Source organism: Nannocystis punicea (assembly GCF_026965555.1).
Lineage (GTDB): Bacteria > Myxococcota_A > Polyangia > Nannocystales > Nannocystaceae > Nannocystis > Nannocystis punicea.
This window is the reverse complement of sequence record NZ_CP114040.1, coordinates 2,082,756-2,095,635: the sequence shown is the minus strand read 5'-3', so window position 1 is coordinate 2,095,635 and position 12,880 is coordinate 2,082,756. Positions and strand designations below refer to the sequence as shown.

9 protein-coding genes are annotated in these 12,880 nt (G+C 71.6%); 3 read left to right on the top strand and 6 right to left on the bottom strand.

The genetic code is table 11. From position 1 onward, the window contains the following. Positions 1-28 precede the first annotated feature (28 nt). The 3 genes from O0S08_RS08080 to nagZ all read right to left on the bottom strand — a co-directional run bounded on the left by O0S08_RS08080 (position 29) and on the right by nagZ (position 2,919). Positions 29-1,033 carry a hypothetical protein gene (locus O0S08_RS08080; protein ID WP_269038449.1) on the bottom strand — a complete coding sequence of 335 codons (1,005 nt, stop codon included), beginning with the start codon at positions 1,031-1,033 and terminating at the stop codon, positions 29-31. Then, positions 1,012-1,278: a hypothetical protein gene (locus O0S08_RS08075; RefSeq protein WP_269038448.1), complete on the bottom strand. Its 267-nt coding sequence runs from the start codon at positions 1,276-1,278 to the stop codon at positions 1,012-1,014. Before O0S08_RS08075 ends, O0S08_RS08080 begins: the two co-directional genes overlap by 22 nt. Positions 1,279-1,785: 507 nt before the next feature. After that, positions 1,786-2,919, bottom strand: a complete 1,134-nt coding sequence (gene nagZ / locus O0S08_RS08070) for a beta-N-acetylhexosaminidase (RefSeq protein WP_269038447.1) — start codon at positions 2,917-2,919, stop codon at positions 1,786-1,788. 179 nt (positions 2,920-3,098) lie between these two features. On the opposite strand from nagZ, the gene O0S08_RS08065 reads away from it, so the two are divergent. Further along, complete coding sequence (locus O0S08_RS08065; RefSeq protein ID WP_269038446.1) at positions 3,099-5,243, top strand: TIGR04551 family protein; 2,145 nt, start codon at positions 3,099-3,101, stop codon at positions 5,241-5,243. Positions 5,244-5,467: 224 nt separating this feature from the next. Then, positions 5,468-6,856: a DNA repair protein RadA gene (radA, locus tag O0S08_RS08060; RefSeq protein WP_269038445.1), complete on the top strand. Its 1,389-nt coding sequence runs from the start codon at positions 5,468-5,470 to the stop codon at positions 6,854-6,856. Positions 6,857-7,027: 171 nt separating this feature from the next. Here the strand turns inward: radA and O0S08_RS08055 are convergent, their stop codons facing one another. Then, entirely contained in the window at positions 7,028-8,107 is a 1,080-nt protein-coding gene (locus tag O0S08_RS08055) for a hypothetical protein (RefSeq protein WP_269038444.1), read from the bottom strand. A gap of 123 nt (positions 8,108-8,230) precedes the next feature. Here O0S08_RS08055 and O0S08_RS08050 point away from each other — a divergent pair, with 123 nt between their 5' ends. Beyond that, positions 8,231-9,676 carry a carotenoid oxygenase family protein gene (locus tag O0S08_RS08050; protein ID WP_269038443.1) on the top strand — a complete coding sequence of 482 codons (1,446 nt, stop codon included), beginning with the start codon at positions 8,231-8,233 and terminating at the stop codon, positions 9,674-9,676. 501 nt (positions 9,677-10,177) lie between these two features. On the opposite strand, the gene recA is transcribed toward O0S08_RS08050, so the two are convergent. Together recA and O0S08_RS08040 are read right to left on the bottom strand one after the other, a co-directional pair. Further along, positions 10,178-11,398 carry a recombinase RecA gene (gene recA, locus O0S08_RS08045; RefSeq protein ID WP_269038442.1) on the bottom strand — a complete coding sequence of 407 codons (1,221 nt, stop codon included), beginning with the start codon at positions 11,396-11,398 and terminating at the stop codon, positions 10,178-10,180. Positions 11,399-11,570: 172 nt separating this feature from the next. Beyond that, entirely contained in the window at positions 11,571-12,698 is a 1,128-nt protein-coding gene (locus O0S08_RS08040) for a hypothetical protein (RefSeq protein ID WP_269038441.1), read from the bottom strand. Positions 12,699-12,880 lie beyond the last annotated feature (182 nt).

Sequence of the window (12,880 nt, the reverse complement as noted above, 5' to 3'; positions counted from 1 at the left end):
TCCGTTCGGGCATGTCCTTCGCGCCCTATCACGGCCCGCACTCGCCCGCGCTCGCGGCCTGCTCGGGCGCCCGGCACAGCAGCGTTTCGGCCGGCGGCCAGCCCTGCCCCGGCGGCCTGCCCTGCTGCTGCCCCTGCCGCGCCGGCGGGCCGGCCTGCGGCGCCTGGAACGGGCACGAGCCCGGCGGCGGCCAGCGCAGCTCGAGCGAGCCGAGCACCGGGTAGCACATGGACATCATGCTCGGGTCGTTCATGCGCTCCTTCGCCATCGCCCGCCCCGAGTTGAGGACGACCTGCCCGGGCACCAGCGACTGCATGTTGGGCGGCGCCCACTCGGGGCTCTTGCCGAGGATCTCGTCCATGATGACCTGCTCGGCGAACGTCAAGCAGGCGCACACCTCCCCGGGGTCGCGCCCGGGCGGCAGCTCGGCCCGCGACATGTCGAGCGCCCACGTCCCCACCGTCGGCCGCGGCGCCTCGAGCACCATCCGCGCCTTCGGGTGATCCTGGTAGAGCAGGCGGCTGCGCACATCGTCGGCCGAGCCGACGTAGACGTGGATCGGGTACTCGCACGGCGTGCTGAGCCAGTAGATCCCGTGCGTCTGCGGCAAGCCGTCGCGCAGCGCCGACAGCATCGGCTCGCCGATGTGCGGCCGCACCTGCGGAGGCGACTGCGGCGCGCCCTTCGGCACGTACGGGGGCGGCGGCGTCTGCTCCTTCGCCGTCGGCTTGCCCTGCGCCGGATAGGCCACAGTCGGCCCGACCAGCTTCATCTTCTCGCACACCGGCGCCAGCGCGTCCATCTGCGCGTCCGGCAGGGCCCGCGCCTTGTTGTGCGAGCCCTTCGGCTTGACCGGCTTGCCGCTCGCCGCCAGCGGGCCGTCGATGTGCTCGTAGACCCGCTGCTCCCACCACGTCACGCAGTCGCACACGCGATGCACCGGCTGACCGTTGGGATCGAGCCGCCAGTACACGACGTGCACGCCCGCGTAGTCGAGCAGCGTCGACGCGGTCAGGTGGTGGCTGTCGAGCACGCGATGCGAATGTTGACGGCCGAGCCGGTGTAGTGCTCGCCCGCGTGGAGGTCGCGGCCCTTGCCGCCGCCGTGGCCCGAGGCGACGCGGATGTGATAGACGCCCACGCCCGCCGGCAAACTCGCCTGCAGCGCCGCTCTCGCATGCTGCCCCGCGGTCGTCGGCGCTGCCCTCGCCGCGCCCTCGCCCCCGCTCCACGCAATCAGCACCGCCGCCAGCACCCCTTCGCCGCGCGCTCGCCCCATGCCGACCCTCCCGCGACGAAGCTAGCAAGCTCTACCGGCCGGCGCGGCCGCCACGGGGCGGTCCCCGGCCCGCCCGCACGAGGCCACGCCGAGGGCGACACGCGCGAACCGTGAGGCTCCCGCGCCGGCTGGCGTCCGCGCCGGCTCACGGGCGCTCCTGCCCGCGAGGCGCGCTCTCGATAGATGTCCCGAAGGACATGCCATCACGGAAATGTTCTACAGGACATGTCTCTCGTGACACATACGCGCCAGGAATCACCGGCATCGCGCGGATCCATCTGGAACCTCACTGTACCCGTAAGCCCCGGAGCGGCTTCACATGTCCCGAGAGACATCCACCGCATCCCGCGCCGCCCCTGTGCATCCCCACGCTCCGAGACCTCCGCGTCGTCACGCGGCGTCGTCAGCCGCCGAACGTCCCGGACCCCAAGCTCGGCCATCCTCGCGCCGCGCCGTCGGGCGACGTCGCAAGCCGCAGAGCCACTCCCCATGCCCCGAGCGTCGCGCTCAGCGCTCGTCGCGGACCCGCCGCGCCAGCTCCTCGTGCTCGAGATACGGCGGCCCGACCTGCTCGGGCTCCGGCGTGCGCAGGGCCTCGGGCGCGGCGAACAGGTCGGCCACCAGCCCCGGCGCCTCCTTCGGCTTCGGCGGGCCGAGCACGCGGTCGCGGTGGCGCGGGGCGAACTTCTGCTTGAGCGCGACCACGCGCCGCAGGGCCGTCTCGACCAGGGTGTCGGGCAAGTGCTCGAGCAGGCGCAGCGACTCGTCGCGGAGATCGGCCTGGCTGCACACCAGCAGCGCGTCGAGCCCGGCCTCGAGGCTCCAGCGGACGCGCTGCTCCGGGGTGAAGTGGTCGGCGACGGCCTTCATCTCGAGGTCGTCGCTGAAGACCACGCCGTCGTAGGCCAGCTCGCCGCGCAGCAGCTGCATCACCGGCGGCGACAGGGTGGCCGGGCGCTTGCGGTCGAGCGCCTCGAACAGGACGTGGGCCGACATGATGCTGGCCACGCCGGCCCGCGCCGCGGCCGCGAACGGCACCAGCTCGACCTCCCGCAGGCGGTCGAGATCGTGCGGCAGACGGGGCAGCTCGAAGTGACTGTCGGAGCGGGTGTCGCCGTGGCCGGGGAAGTGCTTGGCGCACGCAGCCACGCCGGCCCCCTGCATCGCTTCGATGAAGGCGGTCGCGTGGCGGGCCACCCGCGCCGGCTCGGCCGCGAAGCTGCGATCGCCGATCACCGGGTTGACCGGGTTGGTGTCGACGTCGACCACCGGCGCGAAGTCGAGGCCGATCCCCAGGTCGGACAGCTCACGCGCCAGCGCCCCGGCCACCGACGCCGTGGTCGTCGGCTCGTCCCTCCGCCCGAGGGCTCGCATCGGCGGCCAGAGGGTCCAGGGAGCCTTCAAGCGCTGAACGCGCCCTCCCTCTTGATCGATCGCCACGAGCAGCGGCACGTCTGCCGGCGCCGCCTCGTGGAGCGCACGCACCAGCCCGCGCGCCTGTTCGGGACCTTCGATGTTGCGAGCGAAGAGGATCACACCGCCGATCCGGCCTTGACCGAGCAGGCGGGCGAGGTCCGGCGGGACCGTCTTCCCCTCGAAACCGACGAACAAGAGCTGACCGGGCTGCCACCACGTCGCCATCGCCGCGAGGGTACGAGGCCGGGGCGCGCGCCGCAAATTGGCTGCCGGCCCCGAAAGAGCCGCACGACGATCGACGAAACTCCAGCCGCGAGGGACTTGTTCCCGAGTTTTCGTGCGTCCCGAGTCAGCGCACTGGTTGACGCACCACCGCGTGGTTGTTAGCGTCCGGCGCCTCGCCGATGCCGACCTCTCCGCCCCCGCGGCCACACCGCCTCTTCTGGCTGATCCCGGCCTTCGGCCTCGTCAACCTGTTCACCGGCTCTTCTACCGCGCACGCGCAGGCGCCGATGGGCGGCGGCATGGGCATGGGAGGCATGGGCGGCGGCGGCATGGGCCCGATGGGCGGCGGCGGCATGCCGGGCCAGGGCGGCCAGGGCGAGAAGAAGAAGGAAGGCCCGGCCGAGGCAGCGCCGAAGGACAAGAAGGCGCTGCAGCCGATCGAGCCGGTGCCGGCGCAGCCGCGCGGCCTGCGGCAGCTGCAGCTGTTCGAGCTGCACGGCTACATGCGCATGCGCGCCGACTACTTCCACCGCCTCGACCTCGGCAGCGGCAAGAGCAACCAGTCGACGATCGGCACCAACTACGCCGACAACGCGGCGCTCGAGAACCCGTACTTCGTCCCGCCGTCGGTCGCGGCCGAGACCGTCGGCGGCTTCGGCGAGGGCAGCAGCGCCAGCGACGTCAACTGCGTCGGCACGCTCACCGGCCTCGGCATCAACGCCAGCAAGGCCAGCCGCCGCTGCGGCCGCCGCAACGGGTTCGCCAGCGCCAACATGCGCATGCGCATCGAGCCGACGATCCACGTCACCGACACCGTCAAGGTCCACGCCCAGCTCGACGCGCTCGACAACCTCGTCCTCGGCAGCACGCCCGACTCGCTGCTCGCCGACAACCCCAACGCGCCGATCGACCTGTTCACGCGCACCCAGCTGCCGCCGTCCGACATGCGCAACAGCGGCCGCGACAGCATCGTCGTCAAGCGCGCGTACGGCCACATCCGCTTCGGCTGGGGCCTCGACATCAAGTTCGGCCGCATGCCCCACCACTGGGGCATGGGCATCGTCGCCAACGACGGCAACGGCTACTACCGCGGCGAGGCGGCCGACATCGTCCGCATGCTGGACATGGACTACGGCGACTCGGTCGACTCGCTGCGCCTCGGGTTCGACTTCGGCAAGGACCGCCGCAGCACCCACACGCTCGAGTTCTCGTGGGACTGGGCCTCGAGCGGCCCGACCACCGCGCAGATCTTCGGCCCCTTCTACGGCCCGTACCAGCAGGACTACACCACCGGCCAGACCATCAGCGTCGAGAAGTTCGACAACGTCTACCAGTGGCGCATCTCGATCCTCCGCCGCGACGACCCGGCGATGCTGCAGCGCAAGCTGGCGCTCGGGCGCCCGGTCGTCAACTACGGCGCGATCGTGTGGGCCCGCTACCAGGCGATCGACCGCGTCACCGGCACCCCCGGCATCGGCATCGACCCGCACCTCAACGAGCAGTACGGCTCCGACATCGGCAGCTCGGGCAACGAGTACTACGACCAGCTGCAGGACTACGCCAACATCCTGATCCGCCGGCGCGCCCTGGTCTTCACCCCCGACGTGTGGTTCCGCGTCAACTGGAAGACCCTGCGCGTCGAGCTCGAGGGCGCCGCCGTGCTCGGCCGCTTCAACGAGATCAACGACCGCGGCGCCCTCGACACCGCCCAGGGCAACGACCGCGACGACGTCTATACGATCAACGACCCCGACATGGGCCGCCGCTGGCTGACCCAGTTCGGCTACGCCCTCGAGTTCAAGTACGGCCTGTTCAAGGACAAGTTCCACCTCGGCCTCGACCACGGGTTCGCCTCGGGCGACAACGACCCGCGCTTCCGTTACAACACCCCGTGGAACTCGAACCTCGACGATCGCACCTGGTCGAAGTTCCGCTTCAACCCGGCCTACTTCTCCGACCTGCTGCTGTTCCGCGAGCTGCTCGGCACCGCCTCCAACGCCGCCTACTTCAAGCCCTGGCTGGCGTTCTACTTCTTCGACAACAACTTCTCCGGCCGCCTCGACATCGAGTACGCCGTCGCCCCCCAGCGGCTCAACACGTGGGGCAACAAGGCCAACTACGGCCTCGAGATCGACGCCGCCTTCCGCTACCACGACCGGCAGGAGCCGATCTTCTTCCAGCTCCAGTACGGCGTGATGTTCCCGTTCGGCGCCTTCAGCCGCGGCGTCGAGTACAGCCCCGACGGCACCCTCGCCGGCCTGCCCAACAACGGCGACCCCAAGGCCGCCCAGACCGTGCAGGCCCAGCTCGGCATCCGCTTCTGACCTCCCGTCGCCGGCTCACTCGACCGACGGGCACGACGCGGCCCTGAAACTACGGGCCTCCACGCCGCTCTCGGCGGCCGCGCATCCGGCCCGCGCCGCGGCGCTTGCCCCGGGTCGGCGGGCGACGTAGACCTGAGCTCGCGTCGCGGCGACGCGCCCGCGGTCCAGGATTCTCCTGTCCCTCGCGCCATGTCCCTCGCGCCATGCCTTTTTAAACAGGTCCCATGAGCAAGGTCAAGAAGCCCCAGCAGCGGTGGGTGTGTCAGGCGTGCGGCGCGGTCACGACCGGGTGGTTCGGCAAGTGCCCGACGTGCGACGCGTGGAACACGATCGAGGAGGAGGTCACGGCGCCGCCGCCCGGCGACCGGCCGGCCGGGCCGGGCAAGGTGGTGGCCTCGACGGACGCGCAGACGATCGTCGACCGCCAGCCGCGGCGCCCGTGCGGCATGGGGGAGATCGATCGCGTGCTCGGCGGCGGTCTGGTGCCCGGCAGCGTGGTGCTGCTCGGCGGGCCGCCGGGGATCGGCAAGTCGACGCTGCTCCTGCAGGCCTCTGTCGGCCTGGCCCGGCGCAACGGCGTCGTCCTGTACGCCAGCGGCGAGGAGTCGGTGGCCCAGGTCGCGGCCCGCTGCGGCCGCCTCGGCGCCAGCCACCCCGGCCTGCTCCTGATGGCCGAGACCCGCATCGAAGAGGTCCTGAGCGCCGCCCAGGAGCGAGCCAAAACCCTCGCCGCGCTGATCGTCGACTCGGTCCAGACGGTCCACAGCGGCGCCCAGGACGGCCTGCCCGGCAACATCAGCCAGATCCGCGCAGTCACCTCGGCGCTGGTCGGCTTCGCCAAGACCCACGGCGTGCCGGTCGTCGTCGTCGGCCACGTCACCAAGGACGGCCAGCTCGCCGGCCCGCGCCTGCTCGAGCACCTGGTCGACGCAGTGCTCTCGTTCGAGGGCGACGAGGAGCGGGCGATCCGCATGCTGCGCGCGACCAAGAACCGCTACGGCAGCACCCAGGAGCTCGGGGTGTTCGAGATGCGCGGCGACGGCCTGCGGGAGATCGCAAACCCCTCCGAGGCCTTCATCACCGATCGCGACAGCCCGGCCATCGGCTCGTGCGTGACCGCCAGCCTCGAAGGCTCGCGACCGCTGCTGCTCGAGGTCCAGGCGCTGCTGGCCGCGGCGTTCGGCAACCCGCGGCGCACCTGCGTCGGCGTCGATCCGGTCCGCCTGGCCATGCTGCTCGCCGTGCTCGACCGCCACGCCGGCGTGTTCGCCCTCGACCAGGACGTGTTCGTCAACGCCGTCGGCGGCATGCGCCTCGGCGAGCCCGCCAGCGACCTCGCAGTCCTGCTCGCGGTCGCCTCGTCCCACCGCCGCCAGCCGCTCCCGCCAGGCCTGTGCGTGTTCGGCGAGGTCGGCCTCACCGGCGAGCTGCGCCCCGCCCCGCGCTCCGACGCCCGCCTGTCCGAGGCCGCCCGCCTGGGCATGAAGCGGGTGCTCCTTCCGACAGGTCCCAAACAACATGCCCTTTCGGCCAGGAAGCTGAAGGACCAGCTCGGCGTCGACGTCCGCCTGGCCCGCACCGTCGGCGAGGCGCTCGAGCTGGCGTTCGGCTGAGCCTCGGCGGTCCTCGCAGCGCGCCCGTTCCCTCGCAGGCGCGCCCCGGCTGGCGCACCCGACCCGCCTGCCCGGCTTCACCGAGGGCGAGTTCGCCGTTCGGCTGGACCCGTTTCCTTCCACCGCGCACCCGCGACGTCGAGCCCCCGCTCGCCGAACCCGCACCGCCGGCTACTGCTTGCACACGCGGACGCGCAGCAGCGGGGGCGTCCCTGCTTCGTGCGTCCCGATCTTGACCCCCGGCGACGGCATGAGCTCCGGATACGCGGTGCCCATGAACTTGCTCGAGTGCGGCGCCATCACCATGCCGCCCTCGGCGATCATCGGCACCCACTCCGTCGGGGAGTTGAGGGACCCGAGCTCGATCGGCGCCAGCCCCGAATTCCCGCCCGCGACCGCATCGACGACGCCGAGCGTCTGCAACACGTCGAGGATCGTCGACTCCTGCATGGGCACCCAGGTGGCGTCGCAGCCCTGGCCGACCACATCCCCGCATGCGAGGCAGGCGAACGACGCCAGGCCCTTGATGCAGCTGACCGGCTGGCCCGCGTCGCCCTCCATCCAGCCGCTGGCGCCGAGCGCGTAGATGGTGAATTTCAGGTCGGAGTAGAAGATTTGGTTATAGGTAGCCGCGAGTTCGAGCTGAACCGAGTCAATCAGGTCGGTCGGGACCGGCCCGTCCTGGGACAACAGCTGCCCGTCCTTCGTCGGGAAGCGCATCGCCATCATGCTGATGCCCTTGTCCGCCGCCTGGATCTCGCCGTTGTCCTTGAACACCCTCACCGCGGGAGAGCTGCCGAAGCTGATGTGCTTGCACTCGAGGTCCTTGTTCTCGAGCGGCGGCTCGGCCGGCGGGCAGCCGACGCCCGAGGCGCCGTCGACCGCGTCGCTGAAGAACGCGTCGGCCTCCGCCGCGACCACCACCTCGCAGCAGCCGTTCATGTCGAGCTCGTCGCACACGAACGGATCGCCGGTGGTCTCGGTAGTCGGGTTCGGCTCGGTCGTCGTCGTCGTGACGTCGGACGAGCTGGTGAGCGAGGTCGAGGACGTGGTCGTCAGCGGCGGGTCGGTCGACGTCGTCGTCGGCGGCGAGACTGTGGTCGGCTCGATCGTGCCGACGGAGGTCTGGCTCTGCGAGCCACCGCTGTCGGTGACGACATCCCAGGTGTCGAGGAACAGCGGGTTCGGCTTCGAGCAGCCGCCTGCGAGCGCCCCGCCCAGGAGGATCGCCGTGAACGAGCTCCGCGTCATCGAACACCCACCCTAACACAAACGGCCCGTGTTCGCCCGTGCGGCGGGTTCCGCGGCGCCTGAGCGCGTTTTGGTCCCCGCCCCGCCTCGCAATTTGCGCCGGCCTCGTCTACATCGCCTGGCATGTCCGCCGCACCGGAGCTCTACGACATTTACGAGCGGTCCAACGAGGCCGTCACGCAGGAGTTCGACGTCCGCCTGCCGCTGTGCGAGGGCGCAGTGCCCGAGCAGCTCCGCGGCGTCCTCTTCCGCAACGGCCCCGGCCGGCTCGAGCTCTACGGCCACCGCTACGGCCACCTCTTCGACGGCGACGGGCACATCAATCGCTTCGCCTTCGACGGCCAGGGCGGGGTCACCTACCGCAACCGCTACGTCCGCACTCGCGAGTTTCTCGCCGAGGAGTCGGCCCGGCGGATCCTCTTTCGCAACTTCGGCACCAACATCCCCGGCGGCCTGCTGAAGAACCTCCTGCGCACCCGATTCAAGAACGTCGCCAACACCAGCGTCGTCCACCACGGCGGCAAGCTGCTCGCGCTGTGGGAGGCCGGCTGGCCACACCGGCTCGACCCCGACAACCTCGACACCCTCGCCCGCGACGACCTCGGCGGCGCCCTCCACAACCCCGGCAACCTGGTCGAGCGCCTGGTCGCGCCCGAGCTGCCCTTCAGCGCCCACCCCAAGGTCTGCCCCGTCACCGGCGAGCTCTTCAACTTCGGCCTGGCGGCCACCGGCACCCGCTCGCGCCTGTGCCTCTACCGCGTCGACGCCAGCGGGCGGGCCGCTCCGCCCGAGTTCATCGACATGCCGGGGGGCTACTTCATCCACGACTTCGTGCTGACCGCGCGCCATCGCGTCTTCTTCCTCACGCCGACCACCTTCGACCTGCGCAAGATGTTGCTCGGCCTGGCGCCGCCGGTGCAGACCATGCGGGCCTTGCCGGGGCCGACGCAGATCCTCGTCGTCGACCGCGACAGCACCGCGCACCGGCGCACCGAGACCGCCGCCTGCTTCATCTTCCACTTCCCCAACGGCTTCGAGGACGAGGGCGGGGCGATCTTCCTCGACGGCTACCGCATGCATCGCTTCCCCGACCTGAACCCGCGCCCCGACCGGCCCGAGGAGCACGTCAAGCCGTACCTCACGCGCTACCGCATCGACCCCGGCGGCGGCGTCAGCGAGCAGACGCTCACCGACCACACCGGCGAGCTCGGCACGATCCGCCAGGACCGGATCAGCCAGCGCCACCGCTACGCCTGGTCGATCGGCTCCGCCCCCGGCCGCAAGGCCCCGTTCTCGACCGGCATCCTCAAGGTCGACTGCGAGCGCGCCACCACCACCTTCCGCGACTTCGGCCCCGCCCTCACCGGCGAGCCGGTGTTCGTCCCCCGCCCCGGCGGGGTCGACGAGGACGACGGCTGGCTGCTGTCGATGCACTACGTCGACGCCGAGCGCACCAACCACCTGCTCGTCCTCGACGCCCGCGAGCTCGCCACCGTCGCCCGCCTGCGCCTGCCCCACGCCACCCCGCTCGGCTTCCACGGCACCTTCGTGGCCGCCCGCGGCGACTGACCGCGGAGACATGTCCGAACACTCCTTTCCTTGAGGACATTTCCTGTGGGACATGTCCTCTCGAACAGCCATCGCGCCCGCCGAAATATCCCCTGCGGATGACTCGCCTCGGCGCGAGCGCCCGCCTCGCGCACCCACGACGAGCCGAGCTCTCTTCGCAGCCACGGCTCACTCGCTGGCGCCATCGCTGCCCCGTCTCACGAACCCGCCCCCCGCAGCGAGCGGACCGCCGCGCACCGAGACGAGCCGCTCCGCCCGCGGCTCATTCGCTGGCGGCCTGACCGGCGCGCCCTTCTCACCAACCGCCCGGTCGCGAGCGCGGCCCGCCTCGCGCACGCGAGACGAGCCGCTCTCTCTTCGCGGCCCGCACGGGCCCGCGGATTACTTGCTGGCGACCATGACCGGCGCGCCCTTCTCACCGACCGCCCGGTCGCGAGCGCGGCCCGCCTCGCGCACGCGAGACGAGCCGCTCTCTCTTCGCGGCCCGCACGGGCCCGCGGATCACTTGCTGGCGGCCTTGACCGGCGCGCCCTTGCCCTTGCCGGGCTCGGGCTCGGGCTCGGGCGGCTTGCCGCGCGGGCCGCGGCCCTTGCCCTCGTCGGGATCGCCGGCGGCCGGCACCATCTTGATCGGCGCGCCCTTCGACGGCACGTCGCCGTCGCCGGGCGGCTGGGCCACGGGGACCGACGCCTGGTGCGCCGGCGTGATGCCGTGCTTGGCGAGGATCTCCGCCTCGATCTTGGCGAAGATGTCGGGGTTCTCCTTGAGGAACTTCTTGGCGTTCTCGCGGCCCTGACCGATGCGGTCGCCGCGGTAGCTGAGCCACGCGCCGGCCTTCTCGACCACCTTGGCCTCGACGCCCATGTCGATCACCGCGCCCTCGCGGCTGACGCCCTCGCCGTAGGTGATGTCGAACTCGACCTCGCGGAACGGCGGGGCCAGCTTGTTCTTGACCACCTTGACGCGCGTGCGGTTGCCGACCACCTGCTCGCCCTCCTTGATCGCGCCGATGCGGCGGATGTCGAGGCGGATCGACGAGTAGAACTTGAGCGCGTTGCCGCCGGTGGTGGTCTCGGGGCTGCCGAACATCACGCCGATCTTCATGCGCAGCTGGTTGATGAAGACGACCATCGTGCGGCTGCGGGCGACCGCGCCGGTCAGCTTGCGCAGCGCCTGGCTCATCAGGCGCGCCTGCAGGCCGACGTGGCTGTCGCCCATCTCGCCCTCGAGCTCGGCCTTCGGCGTCAGCGCCGCCACCGAGTCGACGACGATGACGTCGATGGCGCCGGAGCGGACCAGGGTCTCGCAGATCTCGAGCGCCTGCTCGCCGAAGTCCGGCTGCGACACCAGCAGGTCCTCGGTGCGCACGCCGATCTTGCGCGCGTAGCTGACGTCGAGCGCGTGCTCGGCGTCGATGAAGGCGCAGACCCCCCCGCGGCGCTGCGCCTCGGCCACCACGTGCAGCGTCAGCGTGGTCTTGCCCGACGACTCCGGCCCGTAGATCTCGACGATGCGGCCGCGCGGGAGCCCGCCGATCCCGAGCGCGATGTCCAGCGGAACCGCCCCGGTCGAGATCACACCGACCTCGCCCGACGGCATCTTTCCGTCCTTGAGCCGCATGATCGAGCCCTTGCCGAACTGCTTCTCGATGGTCTGCAGGGCCAGCTCGATCGCAGAGTCGCGCTGGTTGGGAGCGGGGGTGGTCGGGGGTGGTGTGGCCATGAGCGTTTTGAATCCTCAGTGCGCGGTCTAGCGCCCGCGCGTGATCTATAGGAGAACAAGTGTTCCGTATCAAGCGCTTTCGGCCCTTGACGTCCGCGAGATCGGCCGCCGGGGGGCTTTTTCGTCGATTTTGCCGCGTCGCCGGCCCCGCCCCGGCCGGCGATCCCCCCGCTCAGAGCGGGCCCGTCGGGACCCGCCCCGCCAGCAGGTCCTGCTCCTGCGCCGGCGAGAACGGCGACACCAGCAGGCTCGCGTCGCGCTGGCGCGAGCGGAAGTACTCGAAGATGTAGCGCATGCGGTCGCCGAGGCGCGACCAGTCGTCGGCCCCGGAGCCCTGCACCTCCGGCTCGCCCGGCCGCAGCCAATCCTCGAGTCGGTCGACCAGCCCGAGCCCGCGCTCGCGCGCCGCGTAGGCCCCGAGCTCCTCCGTCAGCTGCAACAGCCGCGGGTGCTCGAGCCGCGCCAGCGCCTCGGGCCACAGCGGCTGCCCCGGCGGCGCCGGCAGGTCGGAGCCGAGCCGCAGCACCTGCCCCGGCAGCGCCATCGTCATCATCAATTCCGTGGCGGCGCGGCGCATCACGGTCGCCAGCGCCGCCCCGATCGTCCCCTCGTCGCCCGCCAGGCCCGCCAGCGGAGCCGCCAGCGCCCCGCCGATGTACGGCTGCAGCCGCGTCTGCTCGTGCAGCCCGCACAGCCCGTTGGCCAGCAGCACCAGCTCGGCGCGCGCCGCGGCGGACCGCTCGTGCAGGGCCATGAAGTAGTAGGCCAGGGCCTCGCGGATCATCGTCTGCCCGCCCTGCGACCGTCGCTCCAGCGTCCCGTCGTCGGCCATCGTGACCACGTCGGCCAGGCTCGGCCCCTCGCTGAACAGCGCGACCACGTCGGCCAGCCGCTCCTCGGTGCGCGCCGCCGGCTCGGCGAACGTGCCCGCGAACGTCGCGAACGCCACCCCCAGCTCCTCGAACACCAGAGTATTGCCGGTGATCACGTGGCGGGCGATCTGCGTCAGCGCCCGCCGGATCGGCGCGCGCAGGGTCACGCTGTCCAGCACCGCGGGCATCCGCGCGGCCAGCAGCGTCGTCATCCCCGCGCCGAGCTCCTCCTCACGGATGAACTGCCCGGCCTGCTTGGACGCCCAGGTGGCGAAGATCGGCCACGTGAAGTCGCCCTGGTCCAGCACCTGCGCCATCGCCAGGGTCAGGCGGTGATACCCGCGCGTGATCAGGAGGTTGCGCAGGACCGGCCGGTCCGCCATCGCCACGATCTCGCGCACCCGCTCCGGCGTGATCCCATCCACCATCGCCTCAGCTTGGAACCGATCAGCTCGCTCGCCGGCGGTCCCGCCGCGGAGCGCCCGCCGCCGGCCCGGCCGGGCTATCTTGACCGCCGTGCCGGACCGCTCGCGCCTCCCCTCGTCTCGGGCCCGCAGCCTGCGCGTCGCGGAGGCGCTCGTCCGGGCCGTACCACCGCGACCCCGCGAAC